15 protein-coding genes and 1 riboswitch are annotated in these 17464 nt (G+C 70.8%); of the genes, 13 read left to right on the top strand and 2 right to left on the bottom strand.

What is annotated here, in order from left to right:
- Positions 1-21: 21 nt before the first annotated feature.
- Entirely contained in the window at positions 22-810 is a 789-nt protein-coding gene (locus tag ACIBH4_RS12410; RefSeq protein WP_362514331.1) for a serine/threonine-protein kinase, read from the top strand.
- Positions 811-970: 160 nt separating this feature from the next.
- Here ACIBH4_RS12410 and ACIBH4_RS12405 read toward each other — a convergent pair whose 3' ends face one another.
- Positions 971-1570 (bottom strand): TetR/AcrR family transcriptional regulator, encoded by a 600-nt coding sequence (locus ACIBH4_RS12405; RefSeq protein WP_362514335.1) that lies wholly within the window; start codon positions 1568-1570, stop codon positions 971-973.
- Between the two features lie 82 nt (positions 1571-1652).
- Here ACIBH4_RS12405 and ACIBH4_RS12400 point away from each other — a divergent pair, with 82 nt between their 5' ends.
- Together ACIBH4_RS12400 and ACIBH4_RS12395 are read left to right on the top strand one after the other, a co-directional pair.
- On the top strand, positions 1653-2576 hold the full coding sequence (locus ACIBH4_RS12400) for a sugar kinase (protein ID WP_362765094.1): 924 nt from the start codon (positions 1653-1655) through the stop codon (positions 2574-2576).
- A 93-nt stretch (positions 2577-2669) separates the two neighbouring features.
- Positions 2670-3893: an aminotransferase class III-fold pyridoxal phosphate-dependent enzyme gene (locus ACIBH4_RS12395; protein WP_362514341.1), complete on the top strand. Its 1224-nt coding sequence runs from the start codon at positions 2670-2672 to the stop codon at positions 3891-3893.
- A gap of 157 nt (positions 3894-4050) precedes the next feature.
- On the opposite strand, the gene ACIBH4_RS12390 is transcribed toward ACIBH4_RS12395, so the two are convergent.
- Positions 4051-5157 (bottom strand): GNAT family N-acetyltransferase, encoded by a 1107-nt coding sequence (locus ACIBH4_RS12390; protein WP_362765096.1) that lies wholly within the window; start codon positions 5155-5157, stop codon positions 4051-4053.
- Between the two features lie 209 nt (positions 5158-5366).
- Between ACIBH4_RS12390 and ACIBH4_RS12385 the strand changes: the two genes are divergently transcribed.
- From ACIBH4_RS12385 to ACIBH4_RS12340, 10 genes are all read left to right on the top strand, one after another.
- Positions 5367-6245: a tRNA (adenine-N1)-methyltransferase gene (locus tag ACIBH4_RS12385; RefSeq protein ID WP_362514348.1), complete on the top strand. Its 879-nt coding sequence runs from the start codon at positions 5367-5369 to the stop codon at positions 6243-6245.
- Between the two features lie 205 nt (positions 6246-6450).
- The gene (arc, locus tag ACIBH4_RS12380) at positions 6451-8214 is read left to right on the top strand and encodes a proteasome ATPase (protein ID WP_362514351.1); all 1764 of its coding nucleotides are present in this window, start codon (positions 6451-6453) and stop codon (positions 8212-8214) included.
- A 241-nt stretch (positions 8215-8455) separates the two neighbouring features.
- Positions 8456-9613 carry an acyltransferase gene (locus ACIBH4_RS12375; RefSeq protein ID WP_362514354.1) on the top strand — a complete coding sequence of 386 codons (1158 nt, stop codon included), beginning with the start codon at positions 8456-8458 and terminating at the stop codon, positions 9611-9613.
- Positions 9614-9700: 87 nt separating this feature from the next.
- The gene (gene dop / locus ACIBH4_RS12370) at positions 9701-11218 is read left to right on the top strand and encodes a depupylase/deamidase Dop (RefSeq protein ID WP_350948294.1); all 1518 of its coding nucleotides are present in this window, start codon (positions 9701-9703) and stop codon (positions 11216-11218) included.
- Between the two features lie 311 nt (positions 11219-11529).
- Positions 11530-11660: riboswitch (cobalamin riboswitch) on the top strand.
- 34 nt (positions 11661-11694) lie between these two features.
- Positions 11695-11889 carry a CbtB domain-containing protein gene (locus ACIBH4_RS12365; RefSeq protein ID WP_362515902.1) on the top strand — a complete coding sequence of 65 codons (195 nt, stop codon included), beginning with the start codon at positions 11695-11697 and terminating at the stop codon, positions 11887-11889.
- A gap of 7 nt (positions 11890-11896) precedes the next feature.
- On the top strand, positions 11897-12637 hold the full coding sequence (locus ACIBH4_RS12360; RefSeq protein ID WP_362515904.1) for a CbtA family protein: 741 nt from the start codon (positions 11897-11899) through the stop codon (positions 12635-12637).
- Complete coding sequence (locus tag ACIBH4_RS12355; RefSeq protein ID WP_362515906.1) at positions 12634-13206, top strand: histidine phosphatase family protein; 573 nt, start codon at positions 12634-12636, stop codon at positions 13204-13206. The genes ACIBH4_RS12360 and ACIBH4_RS12355 overlap by 4 nt, the downstream gene beginning before the upstream one ends.
- A gap of 64 nt (positions 13207-13270) precedes the next feature.
- Positions 13271-15397 carry a VWA domain-containing protein gene (locus tag ACIBH4_RS12350; RefSeq protein WP_362767072.1) on the top strand — a complete coding sequence of 709 codons (2127 nt, stop codon included), beginning with the start codon at positions 13271-13273 and terminating at the stop codon, positions 15395-15397.
- A gap of 98 nt (positions 15398-15495) precedes the next feature.
- Entirely contained in the window at positions 15496-16098 is a 603-nt protein-coding gene (gene cobO, locus ACIBH4_RS12345; RefSeq protein ID WP_362515910.1) for a cob(I)yrinic acid a,c-diamide adenosyltransferase, read from the top strand.
- Entirely contained in the window at positions 16092-17414 is a 1323-nt protein-coding gene (locus ACIBH4_RS12340; RefSeq protein ID WP_362767075.1) for a cobyrinate a,c-diamide synthase, read from the top strand. The genes cobO and ACIBH4_RS12340 overlap by 7 nt, the downstream gene beginning before the upstream one ends.
- Positions 17415-17464: the final 50 nt, after the last annotated feature.

Here is a 17464-nt window from a genome sequence, read left to right as displayed (position 1 = left end):
GGGTATGGAGGGAGACCGTTGGTGGAAGGCATCGCCGATTACGAGTTCGTCCGGTCACTGGGGGCGGGCAACCACGGCGAGTTCTACTTGGCGAAGAGGCCGGAACGGTTGCCCGTCGAGGCGGACCTGGTCGCGGTGAAGGTGGTGGGCGGCACCGGGAACGACGCGTTCCGCCGCGCCACGAGGGAGTTGAAGGCGTTCGCCGCGGTGCGTTCCCCTTACCTGGTGCGGCTCTACGACGCGGGCCAGCAGGGCGGGGTGTTCTACTACTCGATGGAATACCTGCCGGGTGGCTCGCTGGCGCGTCCCGCGGAGCGTCCCTCGCGTGAGCGGGTGCTGCGCGCGGTCGCCTGCGTGTCCCACGCGGCGCAGGCGCTGCACGAGGAGGGCATCGTTCACCGTGACATCCGTCCCGGCAATGTGCTGCTCACCGAGGACGGCGGCAAGCTCTCCGACCTCGGCCTGTCGCAGGTGCTGATGCCGGGGGCGACGGTGACCGGGATGGGGGACATCGGCTCGGTGGAGTTCACCGACCCCACGCTGCTGCAGGGGGAGACCCCGACCCCCGGGGGCGATGTGTGGTCGCTGGGCGCGACGCTGCACTGGGCGGTGAGCGGCAACGGTCTCTACGGGGAGCTGCCCACCCACGACCCGCTGCTGACCTTGCGCAAGGTGTACAGCACGACGCCGTCGATCCACCCGAGCCTGGAACCGGAGCTGTCGGACCTGGTCCAGGCATGCCTTGGCGACGCGGCCAAGCGGCCCACCGCCAGGGGAGTGGCCGACCGGCTCTACGCCCTGCTGGCCTGAGAGTCCCGCGGCTCCGGGGAGGTCCCCGCCGGTCCGGGACGCTCCGCGGGTGCCGGCCCTGAGAGCTCAGGGCCGGCCGGTGTCCGGCCGCCCGGTGCGTTCTCCGGGGAGCGCGGGGGCCCTCGTCCCGGGACAGGCAGGGCCGTCCGGCCGTGCGGGCCTACGCGCCGGTGGGACGGAGGCGGTCCAGCTCGGCGTCGAGCATCCGTTCCAGGCGCGCGGCGTCGAGCCTGTCGGGATAGAGCAGGTGGTGCGCGCTCAGTCCGTCGACGAGGGCGAGCAGCCGCTCGGTGACGTCGTCGAGGTCGTCGGCGGTGGTGATCTCTCCGTCGGCGGCCGCCGCGCCGAGCAGGCTGCGTACCAGGTAGCGCAGCTCCTCGGCCTCGGCGCGCTGCGCCTCCAGCATCGCCGGGCTGGTCATGCTGCGGCTCCAGAAGCCGATCTCCAGCCCGCTCTCGCGGGCGCGCTCGTCGTCCAGCGGGAGGTTGTCGAGGAGGAGTTCGCGCAGCGCGGCCAGGCCGGTGAGACCGGCCAGCTTGCCGCGCAGGCGCTCCACGATGCGCCGGTGCGAGGAGCGCAGCGCCGACAGCATGATGTCGTCCTTGTCGGCGAAGTAGTGGGTCAGCACGCCGTTGGAGTAACCGGCCTCCCTGGCGATGGCCCGGGTCGTGGCGGCCTCGATGCCCTCGCGCAGGATGACGCGGCGCGCGGCCTCCACGACCTCCTCGCGGCGCTCGCCGTGGTTGACGATCTTCGGCACCTCGCTCCTCCCTGAACGGATTCGTTGACATTTTAGTCGGTCGCCCGTCTATTATCCGCTGAAGACATGAGGAGGACTCGATATGACCGTCGTCACCCTCGGTGCGCACATCGTGGACGTGCTCGCCAGACCGGTGGAGTCGATCCCCGCCGGCCAGGACACCCACCTGCTGGAGCAGATCCGTGTCACCGCCGCGGGCGCCGCCGCCGCGACCGCCGTCGACCTGGCCGCGCTCGGCGTCCCGGTGGCCTCGGTGGGGGCGATCGGGGACGACGAGCTCGGCGACCTGCTCGTCATGATGATGGGGCGGCGCGGGGTCGACGTGACCGGGATCGTCCGCAGGCGGGGGGAGCAGACCGCCGCCTCGATCCTGCCGATCCGTCCTGACGGCGGGCGCCCGTCCTTCCATGTTCCCGGCGCGAACCTGGGTCTGTCCACCGCCGACGTCGCCCGTGAGACCGTCCTCGGCGCGCGGGTCGTGCACCTGGGCGGCATGGACGTCACCTGGGGCCTGTACGACCCCGCGTTCTTCGCGCTGCTGGACGAGGCGCGAGCGGCGGGCACCATCGTCACCATGGACCTGCTGTCCAACATGCCGGATCTCATGCAGGGGGTCCGCGACTTCCTTCCACACGTCGACTACCTCCTGCCCAACGAGGAGCAGGCACTGCTGATGAGCGGCGCCGGTGAGGCGGGGGATGTGGAGGAGGCCGCGAACGCACTGCTGGCGCAGGGGGCCTCGGCCGTCCTGGTCACGCTCGGCGCGGACGGGAGCCTGATCGCCGACGCGAAGGGCGTCACCCGCGTTCCCGCCCTCGACGTCCCCGTGGTCGACACCACCGGCTGCGGCGACGCCTACTGCGCCGGGTTCGTCGCGGGTCTGGTCGACGGCCGTGACGTGGCCGGTGCCGCGCGGCTCGGCACCGCGCTGGCCGCCCGCGTCGCCGGGGGCCTGGGCTCGGACGCGGGTCTGGACGGTGCGAGGGAGCTACGGGACGAGAAGTGACCTCGCCGTTCACGGCCCCCGGCCCCGCGACCGTACGGGCGGCGGGGAGCGGCCGAACCCATCCAGGCATGACCAGAGACGAAAGGACGGCGCATGTCCATCGACGCCAAACTCAGGGAGCGGGCCGCCAAGGTCGTCCCCGGCGGCATGTACGGCCATCTCAACGCGGCCCTGCACGGTCCCGCCTACCCGCAGTTCTTCGTCGGGGGAGAGGGATGCCGCCAACGTGACGCCGACGGACGTGAGTACGTCGATCTCATGTGCTCGTGGGGACCCGTCGTGCTCGGTCACCGCCATCCCGCCGTCGAGGGCGCCGTCGCCGCACAGCTCGCCGCGGGCGACTGCCTCAACGGTCCCGGCCCCGTCTACGTGGAGCTCGCCGAGCTGCTGGTGGAGACCGTCCCGCAGGCCGACTGGGTGATGTTCTCCAAGAACGGCACCGACGCCACCACCCAGGCACTGATGGTCGCCCGCGCCGCCACCGGCAGGACCAAGGTCCTCATGGCGCACGGCGCCTATCACGGGGCCGACCCGTGGTGCACGCCCAGCCCGGCGGGGACCACTCCCAACGAGCGTGCCGACCTGGTCGAGTTCACCTACAACGACCTCGCCAGTGTCGAGGCCGCCGCGGCCCAGGCGGAGGGCGACGTCGCCGCGATCATCGTGACGCCGTTCAAGCACGACTCGTTCGAGGACCAGGAACTCGTCGCCGCGGAGTTCGCCCGGGGGGTGCGGGCCCTGGCAGACCGGATCGGCGCCGCTTTGGTGATCGACGACGTGCGCGGGGGCTGGCGGATCGACCTGGGTGGTTCCTGGGAGCCCCTGGGCGTGCGCCCCGATCTGTACGCCTTCAGCAAGGCCATGGCCAACGGCCACCCGATCGCCGCGGTCACCGGTGTGGACTCCCTGCGCGGGCCCGCCCAGACGCTCTACTCCACCGGCTCCTTCTGGTTCAACGCCGCCCCGATGGCCGCGGCCAAGGCCACGATCGAGACGTTGCGCGCCATCGACGGCATCGCCCTGATGGAGCGCGCGGGCACCCGCCTGCGCGAGGGCCTGGCCGCCCAGGCGGCCTCCCACGGCTTCACGGTCAACCAGACGGGGCCGGTGCAGATCCCGTGGCTCTCCTTCGAGGGCGACGCGACGCTGGACAAGGGCATGTTCTGGGCCGCGGCCTGCCTGGAGGAGGGGGTTTACCTGCACCCGTGGCACAACTGGTTCCTGTCTGCGGCCCACACCGACGCCGACATCGATCGGGCACTCCAGGGCACCGACGCCGCCTACGCCAAGCTCAGGGCCCGCTTCGGCGCCGACTGAGACCCGGCCGGGGCCTTTCTGGGGCGGCCGGACGTTTCGGATCGCCCGCGACTTCCGTGACGGTGTACGGCCGGCGCCGGGAGTCGCGGGCGTGGCGATCCAGCGCGGCGGACGATCACCGCGGGTCGATCGGGGCCGGCGCCGGGCGTCGTCCGGGCTAGTGCCGGGCGTCGTCTCGCAGGCGAGACCACTGCAGGTCGTCCAGGCGTGTGCCGTCCGGGCCAGGCAGCATCCCGCGCAGCAGCGCCTCGCGGGTGAAGCCCGCGCGCTCCAGCACGCGGTGCGAGGCGACGTTGCCGGGAGAGGTGCCCGCGATGATCCTGGCCAGGGGGGTGTGCTCGAAGACCCAGCCGACCAGCAGGTTCACCGCCCTGGTGGCGAAGCCCCTGCCGCGAAACTCCGGTCGCAGGCTGTAGCCCGTCATCGCCTGTCCCAGCGGGGGGATCACCCCGGTGAGCTGGATGTCCCCGGCGAACGCGCCCGTCGCGGCGTCCAGGATCGCGACCTCGGCGCCTCTGCCCGCCAGCCAGTCCGCGCCCGCGGTACGGCAGCGCTCCTCGACCTTCTCGAATGTGGAGGGTTCGGAAGGGACGCTGTACCTCACGACGTCGGGCAGGTTCCGCAGCGCCAGGTAGTCGGCGGTGTCGGAGACGGTGAGCCGCCTGAGCCGTACGACCCCGTCGGTGAGCGAGCCGCCGGGAAACTCCGGCAGCAGGGGCGGCACGCGCTCGCCGGAGTCGCCGCGCAGACGTGCGAAGCTCACCAAATCGTGCCGGGTGCCGTCACGCTGCTCCTCGGCCCCGCGCCGCACGCCCTCGTGGTGGAACCCCGCGGCGAGGGCGACCCGCTGGCTGGCCAGATTCTCCACGTTGGCGAGCAACTCGACGCGCTCGACCCCGTGGCGGAACCCCCACGCGGTCAGCGCGGCGGTGGCGGCCGTGGCCACCCCGCGGCCCCGCGCCCACGGAGCGACCAGGTAGCCGATCTCGATGCCCCCGCGAGGACGGGCCATGAGGCCGATGTTGCCCAGCCACTCACCCGTCGCCGCGTCCGCGATCGCGAACGGGGCACCTCCTGTCTGCCACTCCTGGCGGCACCGTTCCATGTACTCAAGGGCGTCGTCCCGGGTGTACGGCACGGGGACGAGAGGGAGGAAGCGGACGATCTCCGGGTCGGCGCAGGCCCGGGTGATCGCCTCGGCGTCGGCCGGGGCGAGCGGTCTCAGGACGACAGGGCCGGCCGGAATCACATCATGGGAAAACACGCCATAACAGCTACCAGGTGCCCTCTTATGAGGGCGAATCAATTTGCGGATGACCTCCGCCCTCTCCGCCCTGTCCCCTCCCTCCTCGTCCCTTCTCTGATCTCTCTCGCTTCGCCCTCCCGGCGCTCCGAGGTTCGCGCCCGTCCTGCCCGCGTGGCCGTGTTCCGGACCGTCCGAGGACACCGTCGCGCGCCGATAACCTTGCGGTCATGGGTTTTCGCAGGCATGGGCCGTTTCAGGCCGGGGATCAGGTTCAGCTCACCGACCCCAAGAACAAGCGTCACACGGTGACGCTGAAGGAAGACGGCGTGTTCCACACGCACAAGGGCGGGATCCCGCACAGTGAGCTGATCGGCCGGCCCGAGGGCTCGGTGGTGCGTTCGTCCGGCGGCACCCAGTATCTGGCGTTCAGACATCTCCTGCAGGACTACACACTGTCCATGCCGCGAGGCGCGGCGGTGATCTATCCCAAGGACTCGGCCCAGATCGTGGCCATGGCCGACATCTTCCCCGGGGCCCGGGTGGTGGAGGCGGGTGTCGGTTCCGGCGCGCTCACCTGCTTCCTGCTGCGCGCCATCGGTTCCGAGGGCACCCTCACCTCGTACGAGCGGCGCCAGGACTTCGCCGAGATCGCCACCAAGAACGTGGAGAAGTTCTACGGCGGCCCGATGAAGCAGTGGCGCCTGGTGGTCGGCGACTTCGTCGAGGCTCTGGACGAGAGCGACGTCGACCGGATCATCCTGGACATGCTCGCCCCGTGGGAATGTGTGGACGCCGCGGCCCGGGCACTCACGCCCGGTGGCGTGATCTGCTGTTATGTCGCGACCACGACCCAGCTCTCGCGTACGGTCGAAACTCTGCGGGAGCACGGGAGTTTCACCGAGCCCCATGCGTGGGAGACCCTGGTTCGTGACTGGCATGTCGAGGGACTGGCCGTGCGGCCCGACCACAGGATGGTCGGCCACACCGGGTTTCTGGTCACGGCCCGTCGCATGGCCGACGGGGTGACGCCACCACCTCGACGTAGACGTCCGGCGAAGGGGGCACATGGCGAGGAGTCCGCGACTTCCACGTCTTCCGCCACATGATGACGATTCGGCCACGACGGTCCGTCGGAGCGTGACATGGGAGCAGACCTTCGTGTTCTTATACTTCTAGGACTAAAACCCCCAAAAGGGATTAATCATCACGCACTTAATGTAGTCATATGAACACCGCTCAGCCAGGTAAGGGACAGCCCTTAGATGGGTAGGGTTTTGAGTAGTCGGTCTCGACTGGGAAGGAGGTGACGCCGTGGCAGCTCGCGACGACGCTGAAGCTCGTGCCGCGCAGCGCGAACGGGAGGTCGCCGACCTCACAACACAGGTCTCCTTCCTGCAGGAGGAGATCACCGCGTTGCGTCGGAAGCTGACGGAGTCTCCCCGGCAGGCCAGGATTCTCGAAGAGCGTCTCCATGACGTGCAGGCGAACCTCGCGGCCGTAACCGGCCAGAACGAGCGTCTGGTGGCCACCCTCAAGGAGGCCAGAGACCAGATCGTCGCCTTGAAGGAGGAGGTAGACCGGCTGGCACAACCGCCGTCCGGGTTCGGTGTGTTCCTCGAAGCCAGAGAAGACGGCACGGTGGAGGTCTTCACCGGTGGCCGCAAACTCAGGGTGAACGTGAGCCCCGCGGTGGAGGTCGAGTCGCTGAAGCGTGGCCAGGAGGTCATGCTCAACGAGGCGCTCAACGTCGTAGAGGCCCTCGGCTTCGAGGACCTCGGTGAGATCGTGATGCTCAAGGAGCTCCTTGAGGACGGCCGGCGCGCGCTGGTGATCTCACACGCCGACGAGGAGCGGGTGGTGAAGCTCGCCGAGTCGCTGCTGGACCAGCCGATCCGGGCGGGTGACTCCCTGCTGCTCGAACCGCGCTCGGGCTACGTCTACGAGCGCATCCCCAAGTCCGAGGTCGAGGAGCTCGTCCTGGAGGAGGTGCCCGACATCTCCTACGAGGAGATCGGCGGGCTCATGCGGCAGATCGAGCAGATCCGGGACGCCATCGAGCTCCCGTACCTGCACGCCGACCTCTTCCGCGAGCACAAGCTCCGCCCGCCCAAGGGTGTCCTGCTCTACGGGCCGCCCGGCTGCGGTAAGACCCTCATCGCGAAGGCCGTCGCCAACTCCCTGGCCAAGCAGGTCGCGGAGAAGACCGGCCAGTCCGGCAAGAGCTTCTTCCTCAACATCAAGGGTCCCGAGCTTCTCAACAAGTACGTCGGCGAGACCGAGCGGCACATCCGCCTGGTCTTCCAGCGGGCTCGCGAGAAGGCCTCCGAGGGGACCCCGGTGATCGTGTTCTTCGACGAGATGGACTCGATCTTCCGGACCCGAGGCTCGGGCGTCTCCTCCGACGTCGAGAACACCATCGTTCCCCAGCTCCTGTCGGAGATCGACGGCGTCGAGGGGCTGGAGAACGTCATCGTGATCGGCGCCTCCAACCGTGAGGACATGATCGACCCGGCGATCCTGCGGCCGGGCCGCCTGGACGTCAAGATCAAGATCGAGCGGCCGGACGCCGAGGCGGCCAAGGACATCTTCTCCAAGTACCTCATCCCTGAGCTCCCGCTCCACGCCGAGGATCTCTCCGAACACGGCTCCAACCGCCAGGAGACGATCTCCGGCATGATCCAGCGGGTCGTCGAGCGGATGTACACCGAGAGCGAGGAGAACCGCTTCCTTGAGGTGACCTACGCCAACGGCGACAAGGAGGTCCTGTACTTCAAGGACTTCAACTCCGGCGCGATGATCCAGAACATCGTCGACCGGGGCAAGAAGATGGCGATCAAGCAGTTCCTGGAGACCGGCCAGAAGGGCCTGCGGATCCAGCATCTGCTGGCGGCCTGCGTGGACGAGTTCTCCGAGAACGAGGACCTGCCCAACACCACCAACCCCGACGACTGGGCCCGCATCTCCGGCAAGAAGGGCGAGCGGATCGTCTACATCCGCACCCTCGTGACGGGCAAGCAGGGCACAGAGGCCGGACGCTCCATCGACACGGTGGCCAACACCGGTCAATACCTGTAACCACGTGTGACCGGCGGCGCGGTTCCCCTCGGGGGCCGCGCCGTCGGCGTCGTCATGCCTGCCGCAACACATTCGACGGCCTGTGGGTTTTGTCCTGTTTAAACCTTTTTGTCCTCGTGTATTCGGCTCTCCTTTCACACCCGCCCCGGAAATGGCCGGAAATAGACAGCCGTCACGGGGAACCCGAATGATCGAGACGCCGTCCAAGTGGCGTGCGTGAACATTCCGGCCCGGCCGCCCGGTGAACGGCACGGGGTCTCGCGAGGCGCTTCGGGGAAGTGGCCGCCTCGCCGAACTCGACCTCCTGCGCTTCTTCGCTGCCATCGCGGTGCTCGCCTTCCACTACTTCATCGCCTTCGCCTCGGTGTGGGGCGACCGCCCGGCCGAACTGTTCCCGGCGATCTCCACCGTCTCCGGGCTCGGCATCCTCGGCGTCGAGCTGTTCTTCATGATCAGCGGGTTCGTGATCCTGATGAGCATCTGGGGGCGGAGCCTGGGGGCGTTCGCCCTCTCCCGGCTGGTGCGGCTCTACCCCGCCTACTGGGTCAGCGTGGCCGTCACCGCCGCGGTGTACGGGCTGACCGCCGCCACGGCCCTGGATCCCAAGCTCAGCCTCGGCGAGTACGGGATCAACCTCACGATGCTCCAGCGGGCCCTCGGCGTCTACGACGCCAACGGCGTCTACTGGTCGCTCTGGGTGGAACTCCGCTTCTACGTACTGATCTCGATCCTGGTGATCGTCGGGGTGACGCTCAACCGCTGCCTGGTCTTCATGGGCGTCTGGCTGCTGGCGGCCGGGTTCTTCGCCGGAAGCGACGAGGCGTGGGTCGAGCTCGTGGTCATGCCCAAGTACGCGGCGTACTTCGTCGGCGGCATGGCGTTCTTCCTGATGACGAGGTTCGGTCCCAGGCTCGTCCTGTGGTGCCTGGCCGGGATCAGCGGCGGCCTGGCCGTGAGCGCGGCGATCGACCGGGTGGCCGGGCGCGTCGAGAAGGTCGGCTACGCCGCGATGCCCGTGCCCGAGTGGGCCGTGGTCGCCACGGTGGTCGGTTTCTACGTGCTCATGGCCATGGTGGCGCTGGGATGGCTGGGATGGCTGCGCTGGCGCGGCCTGGTCGTCCTGGGTGCGCTCACCTACCCGCTCTACCTGTTCCACACCCCGGCCGCGGTCCTGATCGTCCCCGCCCTGCGGGACGTGCTGCCGCCCCCGCTGACCGCCCTGGTCACGGTGCTGGCCGCGACGGCGTTCTCCTATCTGGTGTACCGGGTGGCCGAGCGTCCGCTTCAGGAGTTCGTCAAATCCATGAGGCGGAGAGGGGCCGCATCCCCGTCCCCGTCACAGCTCCCCGCGCTCTCCTCGATCCCCCTCGCAACGGGCGAAAAGGCTTCGGTGCCATAACTGTCCGACCACCGGGCATAGTGAAGGGTCTAGGGTCGGGAATAGATACCACGGAGAGAAACAGTCCCTGACGAACAGAGGGTGCGCATGACGGTACGGCGGGTGATGGGCATCGAGACCGAATACGGCATCTCCGTGCCCGGACAGCCGGGGGCCAACGCGATGGTGACCTCCTCTCAGGTCGTGAACGCCTATCTGGCGGCCTCGGCCGCCAGGGCACGGCGCGCGCGATGGGACTTCGAGGAGGAGAACCCGTTGCGGGACGCACGGGGGTTCGACCTCGCGCGGGAGGTGGCGGACCAGAGCCAGCTGACCGACGAGGACCTCGGCCTGGCGAACGTGATTCTCACCAATGGGGCCCGGTTGTACGTGGACCATGCCCATCCCGAATACTCCACACCCGAGTGCACCAATCCTCGGGCGGCGGTGATCTGGGACAAGGCGGGTGAACGGGTGATGCACGACGCGGCGGTCCGCGCCTCGGCGATGCCGGCCAACGCCCCGATCCAGCTCTACAAGAACAACACCGACAACAAGGGCGCCTCCTACGGCTGCCATGAGAACTACCTCATGCGCAGGGCCACCTCGTTCGCCGACATCGTCAGGCACCTGACGCCGTTCTTCGTCTCCCGGCAGGTCGTCACCGGCGCGGGCAAGGTCGGCATCGGCCAGGACTCCCGGGGCGAGGGCTTCCAGATCAGCCAGCGGGCCGACTTCTTCGAGGTCGAGGTGGGGCTGGAGACGACGCTCAAGCGGCCGATCATCAACACCCGGGACGAGCCCCACGCCGACCCGGAGAAATACCGTCGCCTGCACGTCATCATCGGCGACGCCAACATGTCGGAGATCTCGACCTACCTGAAGCTGGGGTCCACCGCGCTCGTCCTGGCGATGATCGAGGACGGCTACTTCACCCGCGACCTCGCCGTGGACAACCCCGTCCAGGCCCTGCGCGCGGTCTCACACGACCCCACGCTCAAGTACGAGATCTCCATGCGCGACGGTCGCAAACTGACGGCCGTGCAGCTCCAGATGGAATACCTGGAGCTCGCGCGCAAGTATGCCGAGGAGCGCAGCGCCAACGGCCTGGACGAGCCCACCAAGGACATCCTGGAGCGCTGGGAGTCGGTCCTCACCCGCCTGGCGGAGGATCCGATGCAGCTGTCCGGCGAACTCGACTGGGTGGCCAAGCTGGAGCTTCTGGAGGGATACCGGACCCGTGACGGCCTTCCCTGGTCGCACCCGCGTCTGCAGCTCGTCGATCTCCAGTACTCCGACATCCGTCCCGACCGGGGGCTCTACAACCGGCTGGTCGCCCGGGGCCGCATGCAGCGCCTGGTCACCGAGGAGGAGGTCCAGAGGGCCATCGAGGTGCCGCCCAACGACACCCGGGCCTACTTCCGAGGCCGCTGCCTGAGCCAGTACAGCGAGTCGGTGGCCGCGGCCTCCTGGGACTCGGTCATCTTCGACATCCCCGGCCGTGAGTCGCTGCAGCGCGTCCCCACCCTTGAGCCGCTCCGCGGCACCAAGGCCCACGTGGGCGAGCTGTTCGACCGTTGCCGTACCGCCGCGGAGCTGGTGACGGCGCTCACCGGCGAGCAGTGACGTCCTGAGAGGGGGGGGGGGGGGCGGGCGGGCCCCCCCCCCCCCCCACCCCACCCCCCCCCCCCCCCAAAACCCCCCCCCCCGGGGAGGGGGGGGGGGGCCAGAGGGGAAGTGACGCGGGCGGTGTGGGGGGGGGGGGGGCGGGGCGGGGGCGGGGGGGGGGGTGGGGGGGGGGGGGGGGGGGGGGGCGGCGCGGGGGGGGGGTGGGGGGGGGGGGGGGGGGGGGGGGGGCCCCCCCCCCCCCCCCCCCCCCCCCTCTTCGTGCCCACCGAATCCTGTTAAACCGGACACCTGGATTGACGGGGGACGGGAAATCGGGATAAGTTCCGGGTGCTTTGTGGCGGTGCGAGGGAAATCCGGTGAAATTCCGGTGCGGTCGCGCCACTGTAATCCGGCCCGCGAGGGCCGGGAGCCAGGTCACACTCGGCCGCCACCGACCTACGAAAAGGGACGCGTCAATCCCGGAGGAGGTGGCCGTGAGCCAGATCTCGGCACCGCACACCCAGCCCATCCCATGGCACTCGCTCACCCGCTGGCTGCTCGCCGTACCGGTGCTGCTGCTTCTCGCCTATCTGGTCACCTTCGACCAGGGGGCGATCTCCCAGGCGGGAAACTACCTGCACGAACTCATGCACGACGGGCGTCACCTGCTCGGCGTACCGTGCCACTGAGCCACAGGTGATCTCCAAACTCATCGTCCGGGGCCTCGTCGCCGGACTGCTCGCAGGGCTGCTCGCGGCCGTCTTCGCCTACACCGTCGGCGAACCACGCATCGACCAGGCCATCGCGCTCGAGGAGGCGGCCGCGGCCGCCTCCGGGGCCGAACCACACGACGACACCGGGACCGCCGCCCACTCCCACGACGAGGAGGAGGCCCTCGTCAGCAGGGACGGGCAGCGTTTCGGGCTCTTCCTCGCCCTCGGCCTGTACGGCCTGGCGGTCGGAGGGCTGTTCTCCCTCGTCTACGCGGCCGTACGCGGCCGGGCGGGACCTCGCTCGGAACCGGTGCTCGCGGTCACGCTCGCCGCCGCCGCGTTCACCTCCGTCGTCCTCATCCCTTTCATGAAATATCCCGCCAACCCACCGGCAGTCGGTGACCCGGAGACCATCGACCAGCGCACCGTGCTCTATCTGGTCGCCGTGGTGATCGGGATCCTCGCCGTCGCCGCCGGCACCGCCGCCTACCGCTACGCCTCGCGGAGCGAACCGTGGGTGCGCTGGCTGTCGGCGGGCGCCGCCTTCCTGGTCCCCGTCGTCGCGGCCTGGATCCTCCTGCCGGAGATCTCGGAGGTGCCCCAGGGCTTCCCCGCCGATCTCCTGTGGGACTTCCGGATCGCCTCGATAGGGACCCAGGCGGTCTTCTGGGCCGGTGTCGGCGCGCTGTTCGCCTTCGCCGCCCGCAGGCGCGGCCCGGTGTGACGACCCCCTCGGGGGTCACCCGCCTGCTCCTGGTCTGCCACGCCTCCACCTCGGCGACGGCGCGGGCCGCGTTCCCCGTCGACGAACCACTCGACGAACGCGGCCTGCGCCGGGCCGAGAGGATGGCGCGGTACTTCGGCGGGGCAGACCCCGGTCCCGCGGCCTGCCCGGCCGAGCTGCGCTGCGTCCAGACGGCGGCGGCGCTCGGCCTGCGGGTGGAGCACGACCCGTTGCTCGCCGACTGCGACCACGGCCGCTGGAGTGGCATGACGCTCGGCGAGGTCGAGGCAGCGGAGCCCGAGGCGCTCGCGTCCTGGTTCGGCGATCCGGGCGCGGCGCCCCACGGCGGGGAGTCGATCACCGCGCTCCTCGCCAGGGTTTCCGGCTGGCTCGCCGTCCGTACCCCCGGCAGGGCCGTCGCGATCACCCATCCGGCGGTCATCCGTGCCGCGGTCGTCCACGCCCTCGGTGCCCCCGCCCGGTCCTTCTGGCGCGTCGACGTCGCGCCATTGGCCCGCGTGGCACTCACCGGGCGCGGCGGGCGCTGGCGGCTCAACCACCTCCCCTGACGGCCCGACCACCCGACGACGTGAACGCGATGAACACCCCGGCGACGCGAAGGAGATCCCCAAGGTGCGTAACCCCCGCTATCCCTTCACCGCGATCGTGGGGCTGGAGGACCTGAAACTCGCGCTGATCCTCAACGCGGTCTCCCCCCGCGTCGGGGGAGTACTGGTCAGAGGGGAGAAGGGCACCGCCAAGTCCACGATCGTGCGGGCGCTGGCCGCTCTCCTGCCGCCTGTCGAGGTGGTGACCGGTTGCCGGTTCTCCTGTGACCCCGCCGCCCCCGACCCCGCCTGTCCCGACGGGCCACACGAGGTCCCGGCGGAACCGGCGGCCCGGTCCATCAGGCCCGCCCGCCTGGTCGAGCTGCCCGTCGGCGCCTCCGAGGACCGCCTCGTCGGCTCCCTCGACATCGAGCGTGCCCTCACCGAGGGCGTGAAATCCTTCGAACCCGGTCTCCTCGCGGGCGCCCACCGGGGCGTCCTGTATGTCGACGAGGTCAACCTTCTCCACGACCACCTGGTGGACCTGCTGCTCGACGCCGCGGCCCTCGGCACCTGCTACGTCGAGCGCGAGGGGGTGTCGGTACGGCACGCCGCCCGGTTCCTGCTGGTCGGGACGATGAACCCCGAGGAGGGGGAGCTGCGCCCGCAACTGCTCGACCGCTTCGGGCTGACCGTTGAGGTAAGGGCCTCGCGGGAGGCATCCCAGCGGGCGGAGGTGGTCCGGCGCCGTCTGGCCTTCGAGGCCGACCCCGCCGCGTTCGCCGCCGCCTGGTCGGACGAGGAGCGGGCGCTGGCCGCGCGCATCGCCGAGGCTCGAGCCAGGGTCGCCCAGGTCGTCCTGCCGGAGGCGGCGCTGCTCGGGATCGCCACCGTCTGCGCGGGCTTCGAGGTGGACGGGCTCCGGGCCGACCTGGTCACCGCCGGCGCGGCGATCGCGCACGCCGCCTGGCAGGGCCGCACCTCCGTCACCGCCGACGACGTCCGGGAGGCGGCCAGGCTCGCGCTCCCGCACCGCCGTCGCCGCGACCCCTTCGACGCGCCCGGCCTGGACGAGTCCAGGCTCCAGGATCTCCTGGACAGGATCCCCGACGACCCCGGCCCCGATCCTGACGGTCCCCAGGGCCCGGACGACCCCGGCGGCACCGATCCCGGCAGAGGCCGTGAGGGGGGCACGGAGGGAGGCTCGGACCCCGTATCCGACCACGGCTCCGAGGCCGGGGACGCCACCTCGGACGATCCCGGCGGCTTTGGAGGGCACGACGGCGGGGACGGCTCCCCGCACGGGGCCGCGGACGCCCTGGACGCCCCCGTCCCCGAGGCGTGGGAGGCTCAGGCCGCACAACCCCGGGAGCCGTCGGAGACGGCCGGGGGAGCACCGGCCCGCGAACAGATCGTCGACGCCGAGCCCGGGAGCGGGAACAGGCTGTTCACCGTCCCAGGCGTCGGCGCCGGAGCTCCCGGGCGCCGGTCACGCGCCAGGACACCCCTGGGCCGTACCACGGGCGCCGGGGTCCCCGAGGGCCACACCGGTTCCCTTCATCTGCGGGCCACCATCGGCGCCGCCGCCCCGTACCAGGTCGCGCGGGGCAGGAACGGGCCAGGACTGCTGCTGCGCCGCGGCGATCTCAGGGAGGCGGTCCGCGAGGGCCGCGAGGGCAACCTGGTGCTGTTCGTCGTGGACGCGAGCGGTTCCATGGCCGCCAGGCAACGCATGCGCGCGGTCAAGGCAGCGGTGCTCGGCCTGCTCCTCGACGCCTACCAGCGCCGCGACAAGGTCGGGCTCATCACGTTCCGCGGCGCCCGCGCCGACCTGGTACTGCCGCCCACCTCCTCCGTCGAGGCCGGCGCGGCCCGGCTGCGCGAGCTTCCCACCGGAGGCCGGACCCCGCTGGCCGCCGGTCTGCTGCGGGCCGCCGAGGTGCTCAGGGTCGAACGCCTGCGCGATCCGTCCAGACGCCCGCTGGTGGTCCTGGTCACCGACGGGCGGACCACCTCGGGAACCGCCGAGGAGTCCCACCGCGCGGCGGGACTGCTGGCCGGGGTGGCGGGCGTGGTGGTCGACTGCGAGGGCGGGCCCGTGCGCCTCGGCCTCGCCGCCTCCCTGGCGGCGCGGATGGGCGCGGAGACCGTACGCCTCGACGACCTCACCGACCTGGCCGGGATGGTCCGGGAGAGGCGTGGCGCCGCGTGACCGCGAAGGTCCGAGGTCTGTGAGTACGGCGAGGAGGCCGTACCGGATGGACGGTGCCGGATGACAGTGAGCCGGATGACAGTGAGGGGAGGGCGACGATGCCGCAGGGCAGACCCGTCAGCGTGCCCGAGGACGGCCTGACCACCAGACAGCGCCGCACCCGGCCGCTGCTGATCGTGCACACGGGGCCGGGCAAGGGCAAGTCCACCGCGGCCTTCGGCCTGGCCCTGCGCGCCTGGAACCAGGGCTGGCCGATCGGGGTCTTCCAGTTCGTCAAGTCCGCCAAGTGGCGGATCGGAGAGGAGCGGGCGCTGCGGGTGCTCGGCGACTCCGGTGAGGGCGGGGCGGTCTCCTGGCACAAGATGGGCGAGGGCTGGTCCTGGATCCAGCGTCCCGGCAGCGAGGAGGACCACGCCGCCGACGCCCGCGAGGGCTGGGAGCAGATCAGGCGCGACCTCGCCGCCGAGACGTTCCGCCTGTACGTGCTGGATGAGTTCACGTACCCGATGAAGTGGGGCTGGATCGACGTCGAGGAGGTGGTCGAGACCCTGCGCGGGCGCCCCGGTAGCCAGCACGTCGTCGTCACCGGCCGCGACGCCGACCCCCGGCTGCTCGACGCCGCCGACCTCGTCACGGAGATGGGCAAGATCAAGCACCCCATGGACGCCGGGCAGAAGGGACAGAAAGGCATCGAATGGTAGCCAGGATCGTCATCGCGGCCCCCGCCTCAGGAGCGGGTAAGACGACCGTGGCGACCGGCCTGATGGCGGCCCTCGCCCGCCAGGGCATGGCGGTGTCCCCGCACAAGGTGGGGCCCGACTACATCGATCCCGGCTACCACGCCATGGCCACCGGCCGTCCCGGACGCAACCTCGACCCCTTCCTGACGGGAGAGGACCTTGTCGCCCCACTGTTCCTGCACGGCGCGGCAGGGGCGGACATCGCGGTCGTCGAGGGCGTGATGGGCCTGTACGACGGCGCGGGCTCCACCGAGTTCGCCTCCACCGCTCACGTCGCCAGGCTGCTCGGGGCCCCGGTGGTCCTGGTCGTGGACGCCGCCAGGCAGAGCCGCTCCGTCGCGGCGCTGGTGCACGGGTTCGCCTCCTACGACACCCGGATCAGGCTCGGCGGGGTGATCCTCAACCGGATCGGCTCCGAGCGGCACGAGGCCGTCTGCCGCGAGGCGCTCGCCGAGAGCGGCGTCCCGGTGCTCGGGGCGATCCGCCGCAGCGACGCCGTCACCACCCCCTCCAGGCACCTGGGCCTGGTTCCCGCCGCCGAGCGCCGAACCCAGGCCGCCGGTGCCCTGGACGCCGTCGCGGACCTGGTAGCCGCCTCCTGCGACCTGGAGGAACTCCTGCGCCTCGCCCGCGGGGCGCCGCCGCTGCCCGCCGTCCCGTGGACTCCCGGACCGCCCGCCGCTCCCGTCACGAGGATCGCGGTCGCCGGAGGGCGGGCGTTCACCTTCGGCTACACCGAGCAGGCCGAGCTGCTGGCGGCGGCGGGAGCCGAGATCGTCCCCTTCGACCCGCTCGTCGACGAGGCCCTCCCGGAGGGGACTCGCGGGATCGTGATCGGAGGTGGTTTCCCTGAGGTTCACGCGGCCGAGCTGTCGGCCAACGAGCCGCTGCGCGATCAGGTCGCCGCGTTCGAGGGGCCGATCTCGGCCGAGTGCGCGGGCCTGCTGTATCTCTCCAGGAGGCTGGACGGCAGGCCGATGTGCGGGCTCCTCGACGTCGAGGCCAGGATGACCGGCACCCTCACCCTCGGCTATCGCGACGCGGTGGCCGTCCGCGACTCGCCGCTCACCAGGAACGGCGAGCGCTACCGGGGCCACGAGTTCCACCGCACCGCGGTCGAGCCCGTCCCCGACCGGCCGCTGTTCCGCTGGCGTGGTGGCGCCGACGGGTTCGCCGACGGCCGGATCACCGCCTCCTACCTGCACCTGCACTGGGCCGGCAGTCCCCACCTGGCCTCCAGGTTCGTCGAGGCCTGCCGCCGGGTCCCGGCCGTCTGACACCCCCCTCGGCTCGAGCCCGTTCGTGAGCCGGAAATTCCGGCATCCGG

It is taken from the genome of Streptosporangium sp. NPDC050284 (genome assembly GCF_044459525.1).
In the GTDB taxonomy this organism is placed as follows: domain Bacteria; phylum Actinomycetota; class Actinomycetes; order Streptosporangiales; family Streptosporangiaceae; genus Streptosporangium.
This window is presented reverse-complemented; position numbering and strand designations above follow the sequence as displayed.

What these genes read in the sequence shown, in the direction of transcription:
- ACIBH4_RS12400 (WP_362765094.1), top strand. Translation starts at nt 1,653, where the DNA reads ATGACCGTCGTCACCCTCGGTGCGCACATCGTGGACGTGCTCGCCAGA.
- ACIBH4_RS12395 (WP_362514341.1), top strand. Translation starts at nt 2,670, where the DNA reads ATGTCCATCGACGCCAAACTCAGGGAGCGGGCCGCCAAGGTCGTCCCC.
- ACIBH4_RS12385 (WP_362514348.1), top strand. Translation starts at nt 5,367, where the DNA reads ATGGGTTTTCGCAGGCATGGGCCGTTTCAGGCCGGGGATCAGGTTCAG.
- dop (WP_350948294.1), top strand. Translation starts at nt 9,701, where the DNA reads ATGACGGTACGGCGGGTGATGGGCATCGAGACCGAATACGGCATCTCC.
- cobO (WP_362515910.1), top strand. Translation starts at nt 15,496, where the DNA reads ATGCCGCAGGGCAGACCCGTCAGCGTGCCCGAGGACGGCCTGACCACC.
- ACIBH4_RS12340 (WP_362767075.1), top strand. Translation starts at nt 16,092, where the DNA reads ATGGTAGCCAGGATCGTCATCGCGGCCCCCGCCTCAGGAGCGGGTAAG.